Source organism: Paraburkholderia sp. BL21I4N1 (genome assembly GCF_002973525.1).
Classification (GTDB): Bacteria; Pseudomonadota; Gammaproteobacteria; order Burkholderiales; family Burkholderiaceae; genus Paraburkholderia.
Genome location: NZ_PVEN01000004.1, coordinates 424,728 through 447,291, shown reverse-complemented (window position 1 = coordinate 447,291; position 22,564 = coordinate 424,728). Strand labels below are relative to the sequence as shown.

Genomic DNA, 22,564 nt, shown 5'->3' with positions numbered 1-22,564 from the left:
ATGCGCCGAGGTGCTAGGCAGTGCGGCGCAGTTCGTGTTCGAGCTTCGCGCTGGCAATCTCGTTCAAAGGCCGAATGGCCTGCTCGAGAATCCTGATAAGCGACGGGGTGGCGCCTTGGACTTCGAAGACCGTCTTCCAGCTTCGAACCGCACCCCACACGCGGCGAATAACGGCAAGAGCGGCGGGGCGATCCGGCACGAAGGCCGCAAATTCGCTCATGGCGTTGTCTAGCGTGGCCAGTTTTCCCTGGGTGCCAACGCTCAAATGCAAGCGCCTCTCCTGCGATGCGGACGGCCGCGGGACCACGTCGTACAAAGGGCTCAGCCGCCAGCCTTGCAACTGTGCGTCATACGAGAACGCGTGATTGCGCAGGTGGTCGTCGTCATTGGTCACGAAGATGTTGAGCACCATCCGCGCAAACAATTCTTCGTTGTCGCGCGCAATGCACTGCGGATGAACCTGCTCGCGGATGGTCTGCGCGAGGTCCTTATAACCCTTGGCGATCGATTCCATCTCAGGGCAAGCCATCAGGGTCAGCGCGCTGACTTGCGGAATGCGTCCTTCGGTGAATCCTTCTTGCGGCTCGGTGTCGTAGCCGCGCGCCATGGCCGCCAGCGGCTGGCCCGCCGGCGCCCAGAAACGGTCGAATCGGCGAATCAGCAGAACAGGATGGTCGCCCACGGCGATCACCCGCACGGGCGGCACCGTCAGACCGGCCGCACGGGCCAGGTCCAGAGCGCCTGCCTCGACAATCGCCAGGTTGTACGCGTCGTTTTTTGCCGGAAATTTGGCGAGCCACAGCACGCCGTGTTCGTCGCGCACGGACGCCTTGGGGCGCGCGCCACCGGCCGACGGCGCGCCACCCAGATAGGGCAGGAGATTCGCCGGGATCGGTTCGCCTGCCTCGACGGCCGCCGCGGCCTGAAGCAGATACGGCAAGCCCAGCATGTTGCCGGCGGCCTGCCGGGGTGGTGTGTCGAGGCGTTCGCGGACGTCGAGCGCGCCGACCCGATCGCTGCCGGCTTCCAGCAGATAGGTGAATTCGTCGAGGCTATTTGGCGCGGCATGGAGGCGGGCCTCGATAACGCGACGGCCCCATGCGTCCGGCGCGGCATCGCGAATACCGCCAAATTCTCCGACCTCCGGCAGCGGATACCACCGCGTACCCGGATTCTCGCGAGCGTTTGCCAGATTTAGCGCAAGCGGGTCGACCTCAAAGGCCTCCGGGCGTTTTACGTAGCGCGTGCCGTAGGCAAAACTGACCGTGCGCTGGTCGGCCGCGGCCGTCTCACTGTCCAGTAGGCCGGCCGGCACGAATTGATGCACGCCTTCGGCCTGGTCTGGCACGTGAGCAAAAACGGCTATCCGGTCAGGGACGCGGCGAGTTGCCACTTACGGCTCCTTAAAAATCGAGGTCGCGAAGTTCGGTTTTGGTCGCCCGACGCACGCGCTGCGGTAATTTGCGCGCGTGCAGCGCAATCAGGGCGGGCACTTCGCCGGCGAGTAACGCTTGCAACGACACCTCCGGCGCCATGGCGTGCACGTAGCGCAGGACCTGCGCCAACGTGCGGCCAGGATCGCCCTTTTCGATCAGAATCGCCGTGGACCGGGACAGCCCGGCCCGCGCGGCTGCGTCGGACTGGCGCAGCTTGACGCCTTGCCGGAGCTGGGCGATGCGCTCGCCCAGCATTTGCGCCTCGGTGAGACGAGTGGACGGCAGGAGAGGCGTTTCGTTGCGCTTCATGATGTCTGCAATCGTAGTCTTAAAGTGACTTATGGCTTGTGATTGAAAACATGTTATGCCACGACGATTTGGTCGTCAAGACCGGAATCACAGACCTTAAGTCGTTTAAGGACTGTGATTGCAGACTTTTTAAGGTTGGATTGCTGTCATGTGATCTTTTGATCGCACGCTGACCTCAATCAGGCGCTCGCCACATTAGCCAGACGACGGATTACCCGCCCGGAGCGGCTTTGCAATGTTTCTGGTGAAGGTCGACCAAGTCCAGCACGGTCTGATGGGAGAGGCGGATGAACCACCTTGCAACGCTTCACGAACGGAAGCGTTGGAGCGGGCGATGGGAATCGAACCCACGGCTCTAGCTTGGGAAGCTAGGGTATTACCATTATACGACGCCCGCAGAGCGCACGATTTTACTCGGGAAAAGGCAGTTAGCGCAAATCGCACCGCCCTTTCCCGCCCGCGCCGAAGCTGCGCCCCGGGTTCAGATCACGAAGTAAGTCAGCTGAACCGCCGCGCGCGTCACCACCATCAGCAGCACCTGCACGATCACGAACAGCAGAATCGGAGAAAGATCGATACCGCCGAGCTGCGGTACGACCCGGCGCAGCGGATTCAGAAACGGCGCGGTCAGCTGATAAAGAATCGGCATGGCCGGCGAACGCGGATTGAGCCACGACAGCAGCGCCATCAGGATCGTCATCCAGATGATGAGATTCAGCGCCCACTTGATCACCGTCAGCACCGCGACGATCAGCAGCGTCGGCACGAGGGTCAGCGGATCGGCGCCGGTCAGGACCACCATCAGCACCACATAGACGATCGCCGCGATCAGCGCCGCGACGAGGCTCGCCCAGTCGATGCTGCGAGTGCTCGGCAGAATCCGCCGCAGCGGCAGCACGATCCAGTTGGTGGCTTGCAGCACGGCGTTCGTGACCGGGTTGTACGGCGGCATGCGCACGACCTGCAGCCAGGCGCGCAGCAGCAACGCCGCGCCGAACAGCGTAAAGACGGTATTGAGCAGAAAACGGGCGATATCGCCAAACATCGTGTGTCCTTATCCTTCTGATGGCGGCCGTCGGTCGGCCGCGGGGAGCCGGCGCGAGCCGATCGGTGCGCCAGCGGTTTCATTCGGTTTTCATGCGCCGCTTCAGCGGAAGGGCGTGCGCGGGGTCTCGGGCAGCCGCTCGGCCTTTGACCGGCCACCCGCGAGCTTGACCGGCCAGTACAACGATAGATCGCCGCCGCGTCCGCCTCCGCTCGCCATCACACGGAAATCTTGATCTCGCTGATCAGAATCGCGCCGTTGCCGCCGTCGGTGTAATTGGGAATGTCGGCGGTGAGTTGTTCGGCCGCGGATTTGAAGACCTTGTAGAAGTCGTCCGCGCTCTCGAACAGGAAATGTCCCGTCGCGACATACGGCGGCGGCGTTCCCGGCGGCCCGGCGTTGATGCCGACGTCGACCGACCAGCCTTTCAGCGACGGCCCGAACAGCTTTGCCGCAAGCGGCATATGCGTGACGCAGTAATAGTCCACGTCGAAGTGGCCGTTTTCCCGATACGGATAAAGGATGCTGACCTTGATCATTGTGCGTTCTCGTCTGTTGGTCCCGAAGCGCGGCGCTGGCGGATTGCGCGCGGCGCCGGACGTCACATTATCACGGCTTACTTGACGCTTGCACCTGTGGCCGCCTGATTCAGCGAGCGGTTGAGCGATTCTTCAACGGCCTCGGCGATCGCCTCGATGGCGGCGGGCGGCGTGGCGCGGCGTTCGGCGAGGCCGACCGCGCGCCGCGTCAGCAAACCGTAGAGCGCGGCGTGGTCGCCGCCGAGCCCCTCCAGCAGCGCCAGCTGCTTGGCGACCACACCCGTATCGCCGCGCGACACCGGGCCCGCCAGCGAATTGGACAGCCCCTTGTCGCGTGCGGTTTCGATGGTGCCGGCGAGCATCGGCAGCAGCGCGCGCAGCGCGTCGTCTTCGGCGAAGCCGAGCGTGCGCCACAGCGCGACGCATTCGGCCAGGCTGCACAGCGCGAAGCTGGCGGCATAGTGCGCGGCGGCGTGATACAGCATGCGTCCGCCCGCCGGAATCGACAGCGGATGGCAGCGCAGCGCGACGGCTAGCGCCGTCAGCGCGTCTTTCAGCGCGCCGTCGGCCTCGATCGTGACCGAACAGCCGGCAATCCGCTCGAGGTCGGCGAGCTCACCGCCAAAGAGGTACAGTGGATGAAAGCCGCCGATTGCCGCGCCCCGGTCGCGCGCCGGGGCCAGCAGTTCGACCGGCGAGGCGCCGCTGCAATGCACCAGCGCCTTACGCGAGCCGCTCGCCGCCGCCGGGTCGAAGCGCAGAGTGTGGGCTGACGAACCGATATGGTCGTCCGAAACGGCTAAAAAGATGATGTCGGCGGCGTCGACAACCTGTTGAGGGTCGTCACAAGCCGCGCAATGCTCGATTTGACTGGCAAGCCGGCTGGCCGAGGCCGCCGTGCGGCTCGTCACCGCCGTGACCGGATAGCCGGTGCGGGAAAAGCTCAGCGCCAGGCACCGCGCGAGCCGGCCTGCACCGATAAAGCCGAGACGCGGCAGAGAAGACTGGGACATGGTTGCCTGCTCCAGACGGAACATTTGGACGGGAAAGCAGAAGTATCGCGCATCCGGCCGCCCGCAAGCGACCTCGGCGCCCGGGCTTTCCTCTGATCAGTTGGCGCGCCGTATGGCGTGGCCGGCCGGTTATCCGGCGGCACGCGCCTGGCAGGCTTGAAAACTGCTCACAATTCGTCCATGTGCCGATTTAGGCCGTTGCAGTTCCGGGTATTTCGTCTCGCAGTCAGATTCGGGAGGTCACGATGAGCATTTTTTCTTACCGAAAGCACTTGCGGTTCCTCACCCACGCACAGCGCCGCCGCTGGTGGGACCAGAAAAAGCGCTTGACGCCGCGCGTGCGGATCAGCGGCGCCTACGTCCCGCCGAGCGTGTCGCGCGAATTCGCCTACGTGAAGGTTGGTTGACACACGCTGCTAGCGCTGTTTGCAGGTAAGAGGTGCCCGGCTAGATCGCCGGGCATTTTTCGTTATGGCGCTTCAATCGAGCCGTCAGGATTGAAGCTAATTTGTAATCAAAGATTACTGAAAAGCGCGCTTTCGACGCCGTGCGCTTCGTCAAGCGGCCCCTGAGATTTCGCGGCCGCGCGAAAACCCTTAGTTTTCAGCCCGCCACGTTGCCCGTTCGGCATTTCTTGCGCACGCACGAATTCCGACGTATTGCCGCCAATTGCAATTTGCAACAAATGCGCACAAATACGATTGGGCTTTTTCGATACATTGGGTTCAGAGCATGCAACGCATGCGAAGTCGGCGACCTTGGTGGGCCGCGCTAGGAGAATACAAATGAAAAAGATCGTTCCGTTTGTCGTTGCCGCCGCACTCGGCCTGGGACTTGCCAGTGCAGCCGAAGCACACGTTTCCGTGGGTATCGGTATCGGGGTGCCGATTGCGCCGGCTTATCCGGTTTATGCCGCGCCGCCGCCGGTTTATTACGCGCCGCCGCCCGTCTATGCGCCGCCGCCGGTTGTGTATGCGCCGCCGCCCGCAGTGGTGGTGGGTGGCTATTACGGCGGCTATGGCCGTCCTTACTATCATCACGGTTATTACGGCCGCGGCTATTACGCGCACGGTTATTACGGCCACGGCTACTACCGTCGCTAAAGCTTAAGTGCTTGGTGCAGGTTCAACGGCGTAACGCCGGCTTGATTGCCGGGTTACGCCGTTTGTATTTTGTTGGCGCGGTAGCGATCCAAAGCAGCGGCGAAGCTGGGAGAATGGTTGTTTAACCACCGCTCTGGAGAGTTTCGCCGATGCATGCGCTTCCCGCTCCCACTTTCGACGACGTCCTCGACGCCGCCGCGCGTCTCGAAGGCGTCGCGCACCGCACTCCCGTTTTGACCTCGAATACGTTCAACGAACGCACGGGTGCGTCGGTGTTCTTCAAGTGCGAGAATTTTCAGCGCATGGGCGCCTTCAAGTTTCGAGGTGCCTATAACGCGATTTCGCACTTCGACGCGGAGCAACGCAAGGCCGGCGTGCTGACATTCTCGTCGGGCAATCATGCGCAAGCCATCGCGTTGTCGGCGCGGCTCGCCGGCATTCGCGCGACCATCATCATGCCGCACGACGCGCCCGCGGCCAAAGTCGCGGCGACCAAGGGTTACGGCGGCGAAGTCATCACCTATGACCGCTACACCGAGAACCGCGAAGAGATTGGCCGCCGGCTCGCCGAAGAGCGCGGCATGACGCTGATCCCGCCTTACGACCATCCGCATGTGATCGCGGGGCAGGGCACCGCAGTGAAGGAACTGATCGATGAAACCGGTCCGCTCGACATGCTGTTCGTCTGTCTCGGCGGCGGCGGATTGATCGGCGGCAGCGCGTTGTCGGCGGCGGCGTTGAGCCCGGCATGCACGGTGATCGGCGTCGAGCCGGAAGCCGGCAACGACGGCCAGCAGTCGCTCGCGCGTGGTGAGATCGTGCGGATCGACACGCCGCGTACTATCGCCGACGGCGCCGCCTCCACGCATCTCGGTGACTACACGTTCGCGATCATTCGCAAGCTGGTGGCGCGAATCGAAACCGTTAGCGACGCGCAGTTGATCGACTCCATGCGCTTTTTCGCGCAGCGCATGAAAATCGTGGTCGAGCCGACGGGCTGTCTCGCGGCGGCCGCGGTGCTGAACGGCGTTGTGCCGGTTGAAGGCAAACGCGTCGGCGTGGTGATCAGCGGCGGTAACGTCGATCTGGAGAAACTCGCGCAGTACCTCGCGTGATGGATCGTCGGCAGCTAATGCTGAGGCTGGCGCTCGCTGAACGGAATTGAAGGTCGCAAACGGAAAACGGCTCGCTCAAGGCGAGCCGTTTTCATATCAACTCACCGCGTGCGCGGTCTGCACGATCAGATCGCGATACCCGTTGACGATCACGCTATAGGAGAAGTACGCGAACAGCAGCGCGGACAGCACATGACACGCGCGCAGCAACCCGGTGCCCGCGCGTTTGCGGCCGTGGCTGCCGAGCCCGCAGATAAAGATCGTCCAGCACAGTCCGCCGAGAAAGAAGCCGCCGAGAAACACCGGCGCCGTCGTGACGCTCGTCGCGCCCGCTTTCGCGATCAACGCGCCGCCGATGGCCGCGAACCACAGAATCGCCGAAGGCGACGACACCGCCAGCAAGACGCCACGCAAAAAGCCGCGCCATGCGGACAGATGCGGCGCGTTCGCATCCGCCTCGCCAGCGACCGGGGGCGCCGACGCCGGGAACATCGCTTCACGCGCCATCTTCCACGTGAGAAACAGCAAAATCGCCGCGCCGCCGATCCACACCACCCAGCGCACCGATTCGAACTGCAGCAGTGCGGCCATGCCCGCGAGCGCGAGCGCCGCGTAAATCAGGTCGCCGATACACGAGCCGAGGCCGAGCCAGAAGCCGGGTTTGAAGCCGTGCGAGAGCGTCAGCGAAATCATCGCGACGTTCACGAGACCGATATCCAGACACAACGACAGCGACAGAAAAAATCCGTCCGACATCATTGAAAAAGCATGCATCCGCGCGACCACTCCGTTGGTGTTTTGTTATTTGAACTTGTCGTGCGGCTCGCCTACAGGCCCAGCTCGTTCCACAACGTGTCGATGCGCTGTTTGACCGCTTTATCCATCTCGATCGGGCGGCCCCATTCGCGATCGGTTTCGCCGGGCCACTTGTTGGTGGCGTCGAGCCCCATCTTCGATCCGAGCCCGGCCACCGGCGACGCGAAATCCAGATAATCGATCGGCGTGCGGTCTACCAGCACCGTGTCGCGCGCGGGATCGATACGCGTGGTGATCGCCCAGATCACTTCTTTCCAGTCGCGAATATTGACGTCTTCGTCGACCACGACGATGAACTTCGTGTACATGAACTGCCGCAGAAAACTCCACACGCCGAACATCACGCGCTTGGCGTGGCCGGGATAGCTTTTCTTCATCTGCACGATGGCCATGCGGTAGCTGCAGCCTTCGGGCGGCAGATAGAAGTCGGTGATCTCGCTGAACTGCTTCTGCAACAGCGGCACGAACACTTCGTTCAGCGCGACGCCGAGCACCGCGGGCTCGTCGGGCGGTTTGCCGGTGTAGGTGGAGTGATAGATCGCGTCGCGCCGCATGGTGATGCGTTCGACGGTGAAAACGGGAAACCACTCCTGCTCGTTGTAGTAGCCGGTGTGGTCTCCGTACGGGCCCTCCAGCGCATGTTCGTAACCCGCGGACGCACCTTTGGTGGGTCGCGGCGGCGCGCCGGCCGGAGCGGGCGAGGGCGTGCCTTCCTGCGGATAGATGAACCCCTCCAGCACGATCTCAGCGCGCGCGGGCACCTGCAAACCGTCGACACCCGGCGTGATGCATTTGGCGAGTTCGGTGCGCCCGCCTCGCAGCAGCCCGGCGAACTGGTATTCAGACAGGGTGTCGGGCACAGGCGTGACCGCACCGAGGATCGTGGCCGGGTCGGCGCCCAACACGACTGCTACCGGATATGGCTTGCCTGGATTCTGCAGCGCGAACTCGCGGAAATCGAGCGCGCCGCCACGATGGGCGAGCCACCGCATGATCAGTTTGTTACGCCCGATCAGTTGCTGGCGATATATACCTAAATTTTGTCGGCTCTTATTCGGGCCTTTTGTGACGGTCAGGCCCCATGTGATCAGCGGGCCGGCGTCGCCCGGCCAGCAGGTCTGAATGGGCAGCCTGGCGAGGTCCACGTCGTTGCCTTCCCAGACGACTTCCTGGCAGGGCGGCGCGCTCACCGTTTTGGGCGCCATGTCCCACACCGCCTTGGCCAGCGAGAACAGTTTGCCCGCGTCCTTGAGGCCTTTTGGCGGCTCCGGTTCCTTCAACGCGGAGAGCAGCCGCCCGACGTCGCGCAGCGACTCGAGCGCGGCGCCGTCGCCTTCACCGGCCTGCGCGTCGACACCCATGCCGAGCGCTACCCGGCGCGGCGTGCCGAACAGGTTGCCGAGCACGGGAAACGCCTGCTGGGCAGGCCTCTCGAACAGCAACGCCGGGCCGCCGGCGCGTAGCACGCGGTCGCACAGTTCGGTCATTTCCAGGACAGGCGAGACGGTTTGCGAGATACGGCGCAGCTCTCCGATCGATTCGAGACGGCCGACGAAATCACGCAGGTCTTTATATTTCATCTGGTGCGGTTCAGTGCCGCGCGAGCGGCGGGAAGGAAGGGCGCAGCAGGCTGCCGCCGCGCCAAAACGATTGTCGATTTTACCTGCGTTGACTAACGCACGTAGCTCAGCCGAACGGCCTAGGTAGAGGAAGCCTTTTGAGATGGCTCAAAAGGCGCATGCTGCGCGGTTCTTGACCGACTGAACACTGTTCATTATTACAATTAGTTATACTTTTGCCTGTCTATAGTGTTGACGATCTATAAAACCCTGCATAGAATCCGTCCACATTGGTTGCAGGGCGTGAACCTTTTTACCACTGCCCCCGGTCCCTTTAGACGCAACGCGTCACCGTTTACCGAACCCCTGCACGGTATCCGACGGCCTTATTGAAGTCCTCGCCAGCGCCAACTGACGCTGGTTTTTCGCGTGGGAGCCACCGCCTGCATACTTTTTTGGTATGCCGCGGCCACTTTTCAGGATGGCTCCCCACAGACGGTATTTGCCGTTTTCCCGACGTCGCTGCTGCCCTAACCAGACAGAGCACGCGATGTCTTGACTCTTCGAATGTGTGTTACCGCCTGTTCACATGGCGGAGTTCGGGGATCATGCAACATGGGAGATCTGAATGAACGCCTGGTTATCGTGGCGTCCCGATGAGCGTATTGCGCAGGTTGTGCGTGGTGTGCTGCGTCGCGGGACGCGAATGAGTCATCACCTGTTCAGCATTGTCGGCGGTATCGCTGTCGTGCTGGCACTCGTACTGTGGCTGATGCCGGCCCTGCGCGGCACGCTGGCCGCCAAGCTGATGCCGGTTGTGTCGGCCGCTGTGCAAGCCGGGCCTGCCCGCTTGCTGCAAGGCAACCCGCTGCCGTCGTTCGGCCCGCCGGGTAGCCCGTCTTCCGACGACTCGCTGTCCACCAATTCGAACGGCGCCGACAGCGCGAGCGGTGCGAACAACGGCAACACCGCCGCCACCGTGAGCAACACCAGTTTCGACGGCGCCTTCGACGGCTCCGGCTCGGCCGGTATGGGCGTCGCGGCCCTCAACGGGCTCGATCCGCGCACCATGCAAAGCGTCAGCGCGCTGGCGCGTCTGATTCCGTCGCAACGCGTCTCCGCCGACGCCCGCGACGACCGCGTGCTGGTGTCGACCCGTGAGCAGGATCTGGTCGCGTCGTACCTGGCGCGCCGTTATCGCGTCGCTCAGGAGCCCGTTAGCGAGCTCGTGAAGGCCGCGTTCGACACCGGCCGCGAAGTCGGTCTCGACCCGCTGCTGCTGCTGTCCGTGATGGCGATCGAGTCGGGCTTCAACCCGTACGCCGAGAGCGGCGTGGGCGCGCAAGGCCTGATGCAGGTCATGTCGAAGGTGCATTCGGACAAGTTCCAGTACTTCGGCGGCCAGAGCGCGGCGCTCGAACCGGTTGCGAACATCAAGGTGGGCGCGCTGGTGTTGAAGGATTGCATCGCCCGTGGCGGCTCGTTGCCGGGCGGTTTGCGCCTCTACGTGGGCTCGACCTCGCAGGACGACGGCGGTTACGGTGCCAAGGTGATGGCCGAGCGTGGCCGTCTGCGCGACGTGGCGCGTGGCCGCAAGGTGCCGATCAATGCACCGCAGTCGCCAGTTCTGACGACCGCGTCGGCGAATACGACGGCCGCGGCTGCTACCAGCAGCAAGCGCGTGCAGGTGACGCTCGACAGCGGTCATCCGCTGAGCGCGGCGCCGGTGAAGACGCCGGTGTCCGAGCAGGACGACGCCAGTTCCAACGCGCCCAAGCATGTTGCTTCGAATTCGGAGTTCGGCGCCTGAAGTTGGCATGTGAGCTGAACGTGACCGGGCTGATGCAAGCCGTCGGCCACAAAAAAGGACACCCGAGGGTGTCCTTTTTCACGTCTGGCGATCCGGAAGCACGGATCAATGCCGACCGAACAGCTTTGCCAGCCGGTCGACGGCTTCTTCCAGCTTCGGATAAGCCGTTGCATACGACAGCCGGATGTAGTGCTTCGGCGCATGCGTGCCGAAATCCATGCCCGGCACCAGCACCACGCCCGCATCGTGCAGCATCGCTTTGGTCAGCGCGGCGCTGTCGCCGGCGGCCCGATGCGCGACCGTGCGGCAATCCGCGTAGACGTAAAACGCGCCGTCGGGCATGACTGGCACCGAAAAACCCAGCGATTCCAACGCCGGTGCGATGAAATCACGCCGACGCTTGAATTCCAGCCGCCGGCTTTCGTAAATAGCGATGGTTTCCGGCTCGAAGCACGCGAGCGCCGCGTGCTGCGCGAGTGCCGACGCGCAGATGAACAGGTTCTGCGCAAGCTTTTCGAACGCGCCGACCATGTTCGGCGGCACCACCAGCCAGCCGAGCCGCCAGCCGGTCATGTTGAAATACTTCGAGAAACTGTTGACGGTGATCACGTCGTCGCCGAACGACAGCGCCGACACCGGCTTCGCGTCGTAGCTCAAGCCCTGGTAGATTTCGTCGACGATGGTAAAGCCGCCGCGCGAGCGCACCGATTTGACGATGCGCTCGAGTTCGGCCGGTTCGATCGACGTGCCGGTCGGATTCGACGGCGACGCCAGCAACACGCCACGGGTGTGCTCGTTCCACAGCCGTTCCACGTCGGCGGCGGTCAGCTGGAAACGCTCGGCCGGGCCGCTAGGCACCATCACCGGTTTGCCTTCGGCGGCGATCACGAAATGCCGGTTGCACGGATAGCACGGGTCGGGCATCAGCACTTCGTCGTCGCGATCGACCAGCGCGGCGCACGCCAGCAGCAACGCGGCGGAAGCGCCGGCCGTGACCACGATTCGAGCCGGGTCGACGTTCACGCCGTAGAAATCGGCGTAGTGCGCCGAGATGGCTTCGCGCAGCGCGTGCAGGCCGAGCGCGTTGGTGTATTGCGTGACGCCGCGGCGCAGCGCGTTCGCGGCGGCCTCGATGACCGGTTCGGGCGCGGTGAAATCGGGCTCGCCGATTCCCATGTGAATGATGTCGCGCCCGTCGCGCTCCAGTAGCGCGGCCTCCTTGGCCAGCTCCATCACATAGAAAGGCTGGATGGCGTCGACGCGCGCGGCAAGCCGCACCAAGGGTTCGGTCACGGAGTTCATACGATCAGTCAGATCCATTCAGAGCGACTACGGTCCAGATACAGCCAACCCGGCACATGCCCGCGGCTCGCGCCGCAGCCATGTGCCGCACCAAACTCAATGCTTGCGGGCTGCTTGCGTTTCGGCCGCGCGCAGTTGCGCCGCCAGCTTGTCCAGCACGCCGTTCACGTACTTGTAGCCGTCGGCGCCGCCGAACGTCTTGGCGAGTTCGACCGCCTCGTTGATGACAACGCGATAGGGAATATCGACATGGTTCTTAAACTCGTACGCGGCGACCAGCAGTACCGCGCGTTCGACCGGCGACAGCTGTTCGAGCGGACGGTCCAGACACGGCGCGATGTCGGCGGACAATGCTTCCGAATCGCGGATCACGCCATGCAGCAGCGCGTTCAGATGTTCGTGGTCGGCCTTGTCGAAGCCCTGCGCGCCGCGCAATTGCGCGTCGATTTCGCCGCCGGGCGAACCCGACAGCAGCCACTGGTAAAGCCCCTGCGTGGCCAGTTCGCGGGAGCGTCGGCGTGCGCTCTTCATGCCTCTTCCTCTTCTTCGTCTTCTTCTTCGTCGTCGCCGCCGAGTTGTTCGAGCGCGACGGAGAGGTTCGCCATTTCGACGGCCACGCGCGCTGCGTCACGACCCTTTTCGGTCATGCGGGCCACGGCCTGCTCGTCGTTTTCGGTGGTCAGCACGGCGTTCGCGACCGGAATGCCGAAGTCCAGACCGATACGCGTGATGCCCGCGCCGCTTTCGTTCGAGACCAGTTCGAAGTGGTACGTCTCGCCGCGAATCACCGCGCCGAGCGCGATCAGTGCGTCGAATTGCGCGCTTTCGGCGAGCTTTTGCAGCGCCAGCGGAATTTCCAGCGCGCCCGGCACGGTGACCAGCAGCACGTCTTCGCCGGTCACGCCGAGGCGTTCGAGTTCTTCGATGCAGGAGTCGGCGAGGCCGTTGCAGACGGGTTCGTTAAAGCGCGCCTGGACGATGCCGATGCGCAGTCCGTCGCCGTCGAGATTCGGTTGGTATTGTCCGATTTCCATTGTGAATTCCGTAGTGTTTTGAGTGGGCGCTAATGCGCGAGAGTGGTCGGATCAGCCTTGTGGAGCTTGTGCCTTGCTGCCCGGCATCGGAACGAAGCCGGTGACTTCGAGACCGTAACCCGACATGCTGCCCAGCTTGCGCGGGTTCGACAGGACCTGCATCTTGCCGACACCCAGCTCGCGCAAAATCTGCGCGCCGATGCCGTACGTCTTGAAGTCGACCGGACGGCGTTTGAGCGCCTCGGCTTTTTCCTTCGAATCGAAGGCCTTGAACACGTCGATCAGATGGTCTTTCGAGTCGCCGCAGTTCAGCAGCACGATCACGCCGCAGTCGCGCGCGGCGATCTCTTTCATGGCCGCGTCCAGCGTCCACGAGTGGGTGGATTCGCTGACTTCCAGCAGATCCAGCACCGACAGCGGCTCGTGCACGCGCACCAGCGTGTCCTGATCCGTGCACGGCGTGCCGCGCACCAGCGCGATATGCGGCTGGCCGCTCGGCTGATCGAGATACATGACCGCGCGGAACGCGCCGTGCGCCGTTTGCATGGTGCGTTCGCAAATACGCTCGACGATCGACTCGGTGCGGCTGCGATAGTGGATCAGATCCGCGATCGTGCCGATCTTCAGATCGTGTTCTTTCGCGAATTCCATGAGGTCCGGCAGACGCGCCATGGTGCCGTCGTCTTTGATGACTTCGCAGATCACCGCGGCCGGTGTGAGGCCTGCCAGCGCGGTGAAGTCGCAACCGGCCTCGGTATGGCCGGCGCGCACGAGCACGCCGCCTGGCTGGGCCATGATCGGGAACACGTGGCCCGGCTGCACGATGTGCTCGGCCTTGGCGTCCGGCGCGACCGCCGCGGCGATCGTGCGGGCGCGGTCCGCCGCGGAAATGCCGGTGGTCACGCCTTCGGCCGCTTCGATGCTGACCGTGAACGCCGTGCCGTACTGCGTGCCGTTACGGTACGTCATGAGCGGCAGGTTCAGCAACTTGCAGCGCTCCTGGGTGAGCGTCAGGCAGACCAGGCCACGGCCGTAGCGAGCCATGAAGTTGATCGCTTCCGGCGTGACGAATTCGGCGGCGATCACGAGGTCGCCCTCGTTTTCGCGGTCTTCTTCGTCGACGAGGATCACCATCCGGCCGGCTTTCAGTTCGGCGATGATCTCTGGAGTGGAGGCGAGCGTCATGTTGGCGGAGATTTTCGGGAAAGCGCGTATTTTACGCCACGCGCGGTCTCAAGTCGCCATCCGCCGGATGGGATAGGCCATTCGGCCGACTTGTGGAAGACCCGGCGGCCCCCCACAATCGGCCGGCAATCGCTTATCGAATCGCTCAGTGATCCGTCAGGTTCGCCTGCAGCACGGTCAGCGCCGTCATGTTGACGATCCGCCGGACCGTGGAGCTCGAGGTCAGGATATTCACCGGGGCGTTGACGCCGAGCAGGAACGGACCCACGGCGACATTGCTGCCCGCGCCGGTTTTCAGCAGGTTGTAGGCAATGTTGCCGGCGTCCACGTTCGGGCAGACCAGCAGATTGGCCGCGCCCTTGAGCGGCGAGTTGGGCAGAATGCGTAGGCGCAATGCTTCGTCCAGCGCGCAGTCGCCGTGCATTTCACCGTCCACTTCGAGCTCGGGCGCCCGCTCTCGCACCAGTTCCAGCGCGCGGCGCATCTTCGCGCCGGAGGCCGCGGCGCCCGAGCCGAAGTTCGAGCGCGACAGCAGCGCGGCCTTGGGCGTCAGGTTCAGCCACGCCATCTGTTTCGCGGCGGCGATCGTGTATTCGGCGATCTGTTCGGCGGTGGGGTCGTCGTTGATGTGCGTGTCGACCAGCGCGACCGTGCGTTGATCGAGCAGCAGAATGTTCATCGCCGCGTAGGTGCGTGCGCCGGGTTTCTTGCCGATCACTTCATCGACGAAACGCAGGTGATCGTGATACGCGCCGACCGTGCCGCACACCATGCCGTCCGCGTCGCCAAGGCGCACCATCATCGCGCCGATCAGCGTCAGGCGCCGGCGCGTCTCGACCCGCGCCATTTCTTTCGTGATGCCGTCGCGGCACATCAATTCCCAGTAAGTCGTCCAGTACTGCGTGAAACGCTCGTCGTACTCGGGATTGGTGACTTCGACGTCCTGGCCGAGCCGCAAGCGCAGACCGAATTTCTCGATGCGCGCGAGCAGCACCTCCGGCCGCCCGACCAGAATCGGCCGCGCCAGCTTTTCGTCGACGACCACTTGCACCGCGCGCAGCACGCGTTCGTCCTCCCCTTCGGTGAAGACGATGCGCGCCTTGCCGCCGTCACGCACGAATTGGCGTGCGTTTGAGAATAGCGGCTTCATGAACGCGCCAGAGTGGTAGACGAACTGCTGCAACTGTTCGACGTAGGCGTCCAGATCCGGCAGCGGCCGGGTCGCGACGCCGCCTTCCATGGCCGCCCGCGCGACGGCCGGCGCGATCCGCACGATCAGGCGCGGGTCGAACGGCTTGGGAATCAGGTATTGCGGCCCGAATGCCACGTCGTAGGCGCCGTAGGCGGCCGCGACCACTTCGTTCTGTTCTTCTTCCGCGAGACCGGCAATGGCGTGCACGGCGGCGATTTCCATCTCCCGCGTGATGGTGGTGGCGCCCACGTCGAGCGCGCCGCGGAAGATATAAGGGAAGCACAGCACGTTATTCACCTGGTTCGGGTAGTCCGAACGACCGGTCGCGATCACGACGTCGTCGCGCGTGGCGTGTGCGAGTTCCGGGAAAATCTCCGGCGTCGGATTGGCGAGCGCGAGGATCAGCGGCCGCGCGGCCATGCTTTTCAACATGTCCGCGCTCAGAATGCCGCCCACGGACAGCCCGAGGAACACGTCGGCCCCCTCGATCACTTCGGCTAGCGTACGCGCCGAGGTTTCCTGCGCGAAGCGCGCCTTGTCCGGGTCCATCAGCGCTTTGCGGCCGCGATAGACGACGCCTTCGATGTCGGTCGCCCAGATGTTGTCCACCGGCAGACCGAGGTCCACCAGCAAATCGAGGCAGGCCAGCGCCGCCGCGCCCGCGCCGGACGTGACGACCTTGACCTCGGTGATGGATTTGCCGACCACTTTCAGGCCGTTGATAAAAGCCGCCGAGACGGTGATCGCCGTGCCGTGCTGATCGTCGTGAAAGACTGGAATCTTCATGCGCTCGCGCAGTTTGCGCTCGACGATGAAGCACTCCGGCGCCTTGATGTCTTCGAGATTGATCCCGCCGAAGGTCGGCTCCAGGCCGGCAATGATGTCGACCAGCTTGTCCGGGTCGGTTTCGTTGATTTCGATGTCGAACACGTCGACGCCGGCGAACTTCTTGAACAGCACGCCTTTGCCTTCCATGACCGGCTTGGAGGCCAGCGCGCCGATATTGCCGAGGCCCAGCACGGCGGTGCCGTTGCTGATCACGCCGACCAGGTTGCCGCGAGCGGTGAAGCGATACGCCTGCAGCGGATCGTCCGCGATGGCCGAGCATACGCTGGCGACGCCCGGCGTGTAGGCGAGCGCGAGATCGCGCTGGGTCGCGAGCGGTTTGCTGGCCACCACGGAGATCTTTCCCGGGGTCGGGAATTCGTGATAGTCGAAAGCGGCTTGCTGGTCGGTCGGGTTCATGTTTTTCGCCTTGGTGAGTGCCGGGCCGGTCCCGGCACGATCTGTTAAGGCGATTCTAGAGAGCCGTTATAAGGTGACCATTCTGTTTTAATATCGCCTCATCACTTTTTTATGATGGGTGCGCGGTTAACCGACGACATTTGCGATGACATTCGAATCGAACGATCTGGTCAGGCGCCTGAGCGCGCGGCTGAAAATGCGCCACCTGGTGCTGTTGCTGCAAATCGAGCAGCACCGGTCGCTCACGCGGGTCGCCGAGCACATGGCCAGCAGTCAGCCCGCCGTGACCAACGCACTGGCGGAACTGGAGAGCATGTTCGGCACGCCGCTGTTCGAGCGCTCGTCGCGCGGCATGTTGCCGACCGCGTTGGGCGCGGTGGTGCTCAGGCGCGCCCAGGCGATGGTTCACGACCTCGACCACCTCGCGCGCGATATGCAGGCGGTGGCGTCCGGGCATGCGGCGCACCTGCACGTCGGGGTGATTCCGTTCATCTCCGGGCAGATGTTGTCGGCGACCTTGCGGCGGCTGAAATCCGGCATGGAGAGGCGCCTGACCGTGACGATTCACGAAGGCACCAGCGAGCAGTTGCTCGCGCAACTACACGACCATACCGTCGACATCGTGATCGGCCGGGCGTCGGCAGCGGTGGATCTGTCGCAGGTGGGCTTCGAGGTGCTGTACCAGCAACAGCCCCGGCTGATTGCGAACCGGCGGCTGGCCGCGCAACTGGCGCGCGTGAAACTCGACTGGAACACGCTGCGCACGCTCGACTGGATTCTCGGCGCGCCGCAGACGCCGATGCGCGAACAGGTTTCGGATCTGTTTCTCGCCGCGGGGGCGGCGCCGCCCGTACCGATGGTGGAAAGTTATTCGTCGAAACTGATCGGCGAAATGATTGCGTCGGGTGAAAACGCCGTGTCGATCGTTCCGGCCGATATCGCCGAAGAGCTGGTTCGAATCGCGGGCGTGGCGATCGTGCCGTATTCGTTTCAGTGGACGCTGCCGCCGATCGCCGTGTTCACGCATTCGCAACGGCCGCGTCCGGAGGCGCTGACGCTGTTCATCGCGTCGTTGCAGGCGATCTGTGCGGAGACTTACGCCGAACGGCGGCGGGACGGGTAAGTCGGCCGCGGGATGGTGTCGCTGCGCGGGCGGGTGGTTTTCCCAACCACGTGCGAGCGGAGTGAAAAGACGGCAATTCCCCGCTCTATTCGCCGCGTTCGCGGCCATGGCGGCGGGCTATAGTCGGTCGGCATGGCTGTTTCAGCCACCCCTTCTCACGACGGACGTCGAAATGATTCCAATCGGTCTAGCCTCAACGCTGCTCAGCAATGTAGGCAGCGCAATCCGTTCCGGTCTGTCGCAACTGGCCGGCAACAAGAGCAGCGCCGGCGCATCGGGCGCCAGCGCCAGCCAGCAACCAACTTTCGCCACGCACCTGAAGGCGGCGACCTCGTCGACCAGTACGACGGGAAGCCATCACCATCACCTGCATTCCAAGGGGATCGTGGTGAGCGCATCGGCCGATGTCGTGCCGTCGACCTCGACGTCGCAGGCGAGCGGCGCTAACGCCGCGGTCGGCAAGAGCATCGATATCAGCGCGTAGGCGTTTAGCGGTTCAACGGTTTAGCGAGGTTTAACGAGGTTAGCGGTCGGCTTTTTTCTGGCTTCTGGCCGATCGTTAAATTGTCAGAACTCGCTTCGGTAGGCGAAAAGCCCGGGCAGACCGCCGGTCATGACGAACAGGATGTTCTGTCCTGCGCGATAGCGTCCGGCGGCGGCGTTTTCCACGAGACCCGCGAAGGCCTTTCCACCGTAGACCGGATCGAGCAGCAACCCTTCCGTCGACGCCATCAGGCGAACCGCCGCGCGCATGCTATCGGTGGGGATGCCGTAGCCGGCGCCGAGTTGGGCTTCATCGATGGAAATCGCGCTGCTGTCCACGCGGAGCGTCGTGCTGATGAGTTGAGCCGTCTGGTTTGCTTTATCGAGCGTGGTTGCGCGGGCCTGCTCGGCCTTGCCATACACGGTGAACGCGCTCACGAGCGACGGCTCCAGCCCCATCGCGACCAATCCGGCGACGAGTCCGGCGTGCATCCCACCGCTCCCGTTGGGAATGACGATGTGATCGAACGACACGCCATCCGCCTTCGCCTGGCCGACGATTTCAGCCGCGCAATCCGCATAGCCCAAACAGCCCACCGGACTTGATCCACCCAGCGGACAGACATAGATGCGACGGCCTTGCGCACGCAACGCGTTCGCGCGGTCCTCGGCGAATTGCAGCGCGTTGGCCGAGCCCGGCAAATCGTGCACGCGCGCGTCGAACAAGGCGTCGAGCAGAATGTTGCCGTTGTCGACGTAGTCGGGGTCGTCACGCGGCACCGCTCGGGTCAGAACCAGCTCGCACTGAAGGCCGACACGCGCAGCGGCCGCGGCCGTCAGGCGCGCGTGATTCGATTGTCGCGCGCCGACGGTAATGATCGTGTCCGCACCGCTCGCCAGTGCTTCGCCGATCAGGAATTCGAGCTTGCGCAACTTGTTGCCGCCACCGCCCAAACCATTCAGATCGTCTCGTTTGACGAACACATTCACGCCGCCCAGGCGCGTGCTCAGGCGCGGCAGATGCTGAATCGGCGTCGGCCCTTCGAGGAGGGCGCGGCGCGGAAACTTCGACAGATCGAGTTGGGGTGTGGTTGAGATAGTCATTGCCGTTGCGCCGTCGATAACCTTCGCTTCCCACGCGGCGCGATGAGATTGAGTCCGGCTGGACATGCTCGCACTCTCGGGATCGCGTGGACCTGATTGGACGCAGCGACGCGATGGCGTTGGTCCAGCTATAAAGAATGGAATTATTGCGCGGGATTACGGCCGTCCTGCGACGCCCCAAGCATCCTTTCCACATACCGCGCAATTATGTTGAATCTGGCGAGAAACACGTGCCCCGCATGGGCGAGGTGACGAAAAGTCATCAGTATACCGTCAGAAATACCGTCAGGCTGCACTGTCTGTAGCGGGACGTGGGTAGACGGGTGTGGATCTCTCCGCCTCGACGTAATTTCACAAGGCGTTTGATAAATTCCATCCTCGGTCTCGGCAGACCTCGAGCCATTTGAGCAGATCTTCTCGGACAGCTCTCGCATGGGAAGTCGGAGGTGTACTTCGGCTCAATCGATATAGGAAGGCCGCTCCGACAGACGCGTCCACTGTGGACAGCGGTGCACGTCCCATGTCGGTAAGCCACTTCATACCACACCAAAATTGAAGCTCATACATTCCCAAATCACGCGCATGATCCTGCTCGGGGTCCCGCGATGCGTATTGCGACGCAAATACTTCTGTTATGTTCTGATCATGTGGCCACGCCCAAGGTCCGATTCTGATGCGATCGCTCCACAGTGTTGTAGCACCGCCTAACATGCATACGAACCGCGCCACGTCGCGCTTCTTGGTGTTATCTAATTGACTAAGTTCCTTCTCCATTCGCGTTTCGACTTCTGGAATCAGGATTTCCATCCGAATTCGTTCGGTCAATGTATTGCTAAAGGACATTAGCGCTCCGCATATCTGTCCAGAGCGCGTCTCAAGGTACGTCTTCCCGAGCCAGTTTGCTTCCCGGAGCTTCGTGAAAAAGATAGATACCACCTCTTCCGGAGCGTGGGCAGCACGGATGATATTCGATATGTCACCTAGGTCTGAAGCGTGCAGGTTGTCAAGGCTGAAATTTTCGAGAAAATGTAATGCTGGTTCTTGGGACAGTCGATGTTGGCCGAGATTTTCCAAATAACGTACAAGTTGAGACGTGGCGGAAGCTCGATCTACGGCGCTTGTGCGGCGCGCACGATTCCATTGCGAAAGATCAACTTTGGCCGCAACCTCGCCGGGATTCTTGATGTTCTTGAAAAAGGACAGAGCTTCACCTGCGCGAGCCAGCAATAGATTCATCTCGAGTGCCTTCCATTGCTGCGGGTCGGCACTACTCAACGTTGCATCTGCCGTTTGGCCTAGTTTCAGCGAACGTACTCGGCCTGCAAACGCGCTCAGTGTCTCTAAACTACGCGATTCATTTACGATTTCGCGAAATTTCGAGTGTGAGCTGACTGTTGAGTCGATCGTCGTGGCGGATTCTTCAAGCATGCGAATGCGGCCAGTGAGCACGGTTGCAACATCGTGCAATCCTTCGCAGGCCTCCCACCAGCGATCCCCTTCTACCACTTGGCGCAGGGCGGCGAGGATGCTCTTTCGTAGATGCGGGTAGATACGGCGCAGCAACATTCGGAAACCGAGTGCCGGGGATAAGCGTACCGCGTCGAGTCTCTCCCTATCTGGTTCGGCTGAAACGGCGGCCGCAAGGAGAAGAGGACCTAATGCCGCATGAGCTAAAGAAACAGTTTCGCCATGTATAAAAGCAATTCCAAGCTCGGTTACTAAGGTCGCCAGTCCTTTTTCTGGATAAGGTAGCGCGCGGATCGGAACGGGCAACTCGTACTCTGACAGCGCAGCCACTCGCAATACGTTCGCCATGTCTCTCTTGTCCAAGAGCGGGTCAAGGTATCGATCACGCACGGCATCCACGGCATCCTTCGCCGTTAATCGCCAATCTTGCAACAAAAGCTGTCTGGTACGACGCTGCACCGCAGCGCTAAACGCTAGCAGGTCGACGGCGACGTCTCGCTGTCTCGATTTGCCTCCAAAGGTCTCAACCCACTTCCGAATCTCTTGGCGAGGGATTTTGGGCGGCGATATCGCGTTCTGTTGCAGCACACATTTGACGATTCCTTCAAGCTCAAAAGTGCCCGCGCGTAGCACAAGCGGGGCGATTGAGCCAAGTGGTGTGCCACTGGTCGAATGTGTTTCGCGACCCAGTAGCATAAGTCTTGCTCCGAGCGGGGCACAGTGCCTCCTCCACTGATTTAGGATGATCTCAGATGTACGCTCGTCGATATGTACGTTGTCAATTATCAGTAGGACGTCTTTGCCGGAGAGGTCAATCATCTCATTCGTGAGTTCGCCGCTAGTGACGCCGCCGCTCAGTCGCGCAAGATCGAGTAGAAATACGGGGGACAACGCAAACCGGCTATCCGAGCCGATCGATTGAGCAAGCGTAGTTTTCCCACAAGCGCCATGGCCTCTGATCAGAATGCAACCATCGTCAAGAAGACCAGTGATCGCTCTTTCCATTACTGGAGGTTTGAATACGCGATTTTCTTTGAAGTCTTTTGCGGATAAGTGTACGAGACCACGTGCGTTTGCAGCAACAAGGCTTTGCTCAAGGGCTTCAAAATACTGACCCGATGACGCAAGTCCGAGATATTCCTGACGTATCCGAGCGTATTTGGGATCAGAAAGCTCCATCGCTAGGTGTTTTCCAATGAGCAGCTGAATATTGCTGGGGGGTACGCCCAATGCTATGAATTTATTTGTCCAGTCGGTAATGTCCGCGTTAGGGGGCTCATGGTCGGGGTAGCCGCCAACAAAGAAGTAACCTGAGAGGTTAAGATATTCATTGTCGGAAGCTTTCTTGACATCTTCCTCAAGATGCTTGTGCCAGCTTTGCTTGTCGCGAGTCGCTTCAATGCCGTCAACTGTATCTACACCCGTGACGACGTATGCGTCGGGCCATCCTTTCGTCGTTTGCGCATCTGCATTCCGACCTTGTCGGTAGAGGACGCGTTCATTGAAGCGGCCCGGGCATGCGATCATGGCCATATCTTCCGCTAATGCTTGCAACGTATGAGCTTGAATCAAGCGAAGCTTGTCAGCGATTTTCTGTGTTAGGAAATCGAAGGAATTTTTGATCATGTCAGTTCGGCTGTGACTGCGATTGTGTATAGGCCATAGGGCGCGGATAGAGTGAAAG

At 62.2% G+C, this 22,564-nt stretch carries 20 protein-coding genes and 1 tRNA gene; 6 read left to right on the top strand and 15 right to left on the bottom strand.

Features of this window, described 5'->3' with window-relative positions:
• Window positions 1-13 precede the first annotated feature (13 nt).
• The 6 genes from B0G83_RS14450 to B0G83_RS14425 form a co-directional block, all read right to left on the bottom strand.
• Window positions 14-1,393, bottom strand: a complete 1,380-nt coding sequence (locus tag B0G83_RS14450; RefSeq protein WP_105508056.1) for a type II toxin-antitoxin system HipA family toxin — start codon at window positions 1,391-1,393, stop codon at window positions 14-16.
• A 10-nt stretch (window positions 1,394-1,403) separates the two neighbouring features.
• Window positions 1,404-1,745: a helix-turn-helix transcriptional regulator gene (locus B0G83_RS14445; protein ID WP_258167892.1), complete on the bottom strand. Its 342-nt coding sequence runs from the start codon at window positions 1,743-1,745 to the stop codon at window positions 1,404-1,406.
• Window positions 1,746-2,068: 323 nt separating this feature from the next.
• Window positions 2,069-2,142, bottom strand: a tRNA-Gly gene (locus B0G83_RS14440).
• Between the two features lie 84 nt (window positions 2,143-2,226).
• A complete protein-coding gene (locus B0G83_RS14435) occupies window positions 2,227-2,790 on the bottom strand; it encodes a YggT family protein (RefSeq protein ID WP_105508054.1) in 564 nt (187 codons plus the stop codon).
• Between the two features lie 218 nt (window positions 2,791-3,008).
• The gene (locus B0G83_RS14430; protein ID WP_105508053.1) at window positions 3,009-3,329 is read right to left on the bottom strand and encodes an EthD family reductase; all 321 of its coding nucleotides are present in this window, start codon (window positions 3,327-3,329) and stop codon (window positions 3,009-3,011) included.
• 77 nt (window positions 3,330-3,406) lie between these two features.
• Window positions 3,407-4,342 carry a Rossmann-like and DUF2520 domain-containing protein gene (locus B0G83_RS14425; protein ID WP_105508124.1) on the bottom strand — a complete coding sequence of 312 codons (936 nt, stop codon included), beginning with the start codon at window positions 4,340-4,342 and terminating at the stop codon, window positions 3,407-3,409.
• 245 nt (window positions 4,343-4,587) lie between these two features.
• Here B0G83_RS14425 and B0G83_RS38625 point away from each other — a divergent pair, with 245 nt between their 5' ends.
• The 3 genes from B0G83_RS38625 to B0G83_RS14415 all read left to right on the top strand — a co-directional run bounded on the left by B0G83_RS38625 (window position 4,588) and on the right by B0G83_RS14415 (window position 6,560).
• Window positions 4,588-4,749, top strand: a complete 162-nt coding sequence (locus tag B0G83_RS38625; protein WP_176058684.1) for a hypothetical protein — start codon at window positions 4,588-4,590, stop codon at window positions 4,747-4,749.
• 378 nt (window positions 4,750-5,127) lie between these two features.
• Window positions 5,128-5,445, top strand: coding sequence for a hypothetical protein (locus tag B0G83_RS14420; protein ID WP_105508052.1), 318 nt, complete (start codon window positions 5,128-5,130; stop codon window positions 5,443-5,445).
• A gap of 149 nt (window positions 5,446-5,594) precedes the next feature.
• A complete protein-coding gene (locus tag B0G83_RS14415) occupies window positions 5,595-6,560 on the top strand; it encodes a threo-3-hydroxy-L-aspartate ammonia-lyase (protein WP_105508051.1) in 966 nt (321 codons plus the stop codon).
• A gap of 96 nt (window positions 6,561-6,656) precedes the next feature.
• Here B0G83_RS14415 and B0G83_RS14410 read toward each other — a convergent pair whose 3' ends face one another.
• Window positions 6,657-7,334: a LysE family translocator gene (locus tag B0G83_RS14410; RefSeq protein ID WP_105508050.1), complete on the bottom strand. Its 678-nt coding sequence runs from the start codon at window positions 7,332-7,334 to the stop codon at window positions 6,657-6,659.
• A gap of 53 nt (window positions 7,335-7,387) precedes the next feature.
• The gene (locus B0G83_RS14405) at window positions 7,388-8,956 is read right to left on the bottom strand and encodes a UbiD family decarboxylase (RefSeq protein ID WP_105508049.1); all 1,569 of its coding nucleotides are present in this window, start codon (window positions 8,954-8,956) and stop codon (window positions 7,388-7,390) included.
• Window positions 8,957-9,563: 607 nt separating this feature from the next.
• Between B0G83_RS14405 and B0G83_RS14400 the strand changes: the two genes are divergently transcribed.
• Complete coding sequence (locus B0G83_RS14400) at window positions 9,564-10,745, top strand: lytic transglycosylase domain-containing protein (protein ID WP_105508048.1); 1,182 nt, start codon at window positions 9,564-9,566, stop codon at window positions 10,743-10,745.
• Between the two features lie 105 nt (window positions 10,746-10,850).
• Here the strand turns inward: B0G83_RS14400 and B0G83_RS14395 are convergent, their stop codons facing one another.
• The 5 genes from B0G83_RS14395 to B0G83_RS14375 form a co-directional block, all read right to left on the bottom strand.
• A complete protein-coding gene (locus B0G83_RS14395) occupies window positions 10,851-12,047 on the bottom strand; it encodes a pyridoxal phosphate-dependent aminotransferase (RefSeq protein WP_105508047.1) in 1,197 nt (398 codons plus the stop codon).
• A 96-nt stretch (window positions 12,048-12,143) separates the two neighbouring features.
• Complete coding sequence (gene nusB / locus B0G83_RS14390; RefSeq protein ID WP_105508046.1) at window positions 12,144-12,578, bottom strand: transcription antitermination factor NusB; 435 nt, start codon at window positions 12,576-12,578, stop codon at window positions 12,144-12,146.
• Complete coding sequence (gene ribH / locus B0G83_RS14385; RefSeq protein ID WP_054037335.1) at window positions 12,575-13,081, bottom strand: 6,7-dimethyl-8-ribityllumazine synthase; 507 nt, start codon at window positions 13,079-13,081, stop codon at window positions 12,575-12,577. Before ribH ends, nusB begins: the two co-directional genes overlap by 4 nt.
• A gap of 51 nt (window positions 13,082-13,132) precedes the next feature.
• Window positions 13,133-14,266, bottom strand: coding sequence for a bifunctional 3,4-dihydroxy-2-butanone-4-phosphate synthase/GTP cyclohydrolase II (gene ribBA, locus B0G83_RS14380; protein WP_105508045.1), 1,134 nt, complete (start codon window positions 14,264-14,266; stop codon window positions 13,133-13,135).
• 145 nt (window positions 14,267-14,411) lie between these two features.
• Entirely contained in the window at window positions 14,412-16,703 is a 2,292-nt protein-coding gene (locus tag B0G83_RS14375) for an NADP-dependent malic enzyme (protein WP_105508044.1), read from the bottom strand.
• A 145-nt stretch (window positions 16,704-16,848) separates the two neighbouring features.
• Here B0G83_RS14375 and B0G83_RS14370 point away from each other — a divergent pair, with 145 nt between their 5' ends.
• Both B0G83_RS14370 and B0G83_RS14365 read left to right on the top strand, forming a co-directional pair.
• Window positions 16,849-17,826 carry a LysR family transcriptional regulator gene (locus B0G83_RS14370; RefSeq protein ID WP_105508043.1) on the top strand — a complete coding sequence of 326 codons (978 nt, stop codon included), beginning with the start codon at window positions 16,849-16,851 and terminating at the stop codon, window positions 17,824-17,826.
• 172 nt (window positions 17,827-17,998) lie between these two features.
• Entirely contained in the window at window positions 17,999-18,310 is a 312-nt protein-coding gene (locus B0G83_RS14365; RefSeq protein WP_146120233.1) for a hypothetical protein, read from the top strand.
• A gap of 83 nt (window positions 18,311-18,393) precedes the next feature.
• Here B0G83_RS14365 and B0G83_RS14360 read toward each other — a convergent pair whose 3' ends face one another.
• Both B0G83_RS14360 and B0G83_RS14355 read right to left on the bottom strand, forming a co-directional pair.
• Window positions 18,394-19,413, bottom strand: coding sequence for a D-cysteine desulfhydrase family protein (locus tag B0G83_RS14360; RefSeq protein WP_105508041.1), 1,020 nt, complete (start codon window positions 19,411-19,413; stop codon window positions 18,394-18,396).
• 351 nt (window positions 19,414-19,764) lie between these two features.
• Complete coding sequence (locus tag B0G83_RS14355) at window positions 19,765-22,506, bottom strand: hypothetical protein (RefSeq protein ID WP_146120232.1); 2,742 nt, start codon at window positions 22,504-22,506, stop codon at window positions 19,765-19,767.
• Window positions 22,507-22,564: the final 58 nt, after the last annotated feature.

Coding starts and splice junctions, on each gene's coding strand:
- B0G83_RS14445 (WP_258167892.1), bottom strand. CDS start 1,745: ATGAAGCGCAACGAAACGCCTCTCCTGCCGTCCACTCGTCTCACCGAG.
- B0G83_RS14435 (WP_105508054.1), bottom strand. CDS start 2,790: ATGTTTGGCGATATCGCCCGTTTTCTGCTCAATACCGTCTTTACGCTG.
- B0G83_RS14430 (WP_105508053.1), bottom strand. CDS start 3,329: ATGATCAAGGTCAGCATCCTTTATCCGTATCGGGAAAACGGCCACTTC.
- B0G83_RS14425 (WP_105508124.1), bottom strand. CDS start 4,342: ATGTCCCAGTCTTCTCTGCCGCGTCTCGGCTTTATCGGTGCAGGCCGG.
- B0G83_RS38625 (WP_176058684.1), top strand. CDS start 4,588: ATGAGCATTTTTTCTTACCGAAAGCACTTGCGGTTCCTCACCCACGCA.
- B0G83_RS14420 (WP_105508052.1), top strand. CDS start 5,128: ATGAAAAAGATCGTTCCGTTTGTCGTTGCCGCCGCACTCGGCCTGGGA.
- B0G83_RS14415 (WP_105508051.1), top strand. CDS start 5,595: ATGCATGCGCTTCCCGCTCCCACTTTCGACGACGTCCTCGACGCCGCC.
- B0G83_RS14410 (WP_105508050.1), bottom strand. CDS start 7,334: ATGCATGCTTTTTCAATGATGTCGGACGGATTTTTTCTGTCGCTGTCG.
- B0G83_RS14405 (WP_105508049.1), bottom strand. CDS start 8,956: ATGAAATATAAAGACCTGCGTGATTTCGTCGGCCGTCTCGAATCGATC.
- B0G83_RS14400 (WP_105508048.1), top strand. CDS start 9,564: ATGAACGCCTGGTTATCGTGGCGTCCCGATGAGCGTATTGCGCAGGTT.
- B0G83_RS14395 (WP_105508047.1), bottom strand. CDS start 12,047: ATGAACTCCGTGACCGAACCCTTGGTGCGGCTTGCCGCGCGCGTCGAC.
- nusB (WP_105508046.1), bottom strand. CDS start 12,578: ATGAAGAGCGCACGCCGACGCTCCCGCGAACTGGCCACGCAGGGGCTT.
- ribH (WP_054037335.1), bottom strand. CDS start 13,081: ATGGAAATCGGACAATACCAACCGAATCTCGACGGCGACGGACTGCGC.
- ribBA (WP_105508045.1), bottom strand. CDS start 14,266: ATGACGCTCGCCTCCACTCCAGAGATCATCGCCGAACTGAAAGCCGGC.
- B0G83_RS14375 (WP_105508044.1), bottom strand. CDS start 16,703: ATGAACCCGACCGACCAGCAAGCCGCTTTCGACTATCACGAATTCCCG.
- B0G83_RS14370 (WP_105508043.1), top strand. CDS start 16,849: ATGACATTCGAATCGAACGATCTGGTCAGGCGCCTGAGCGCGCGGCTG.
- B0G83_RS14365 (WP_146120233.1), top strand. CDS start 17,999: ATGATTCCAATCGGTCTAGCCTCAACGCTGCTCAGCAATGTAGGCAGC.
- B0G83_RS14360 (WP_105508041.1), bottom strand. CDS start 19,413: ATGACTATCTCAACCACACCCCAACTCGATCTGTCGAAGTTTCCGCGC.
- B0G83_RS14355 (WP_146120232.1), bottom strand. CDS start 22,506: ATGATCAAAAATTCCTTCGATTTCCTAACACAGAAAATCGCTGACAAG.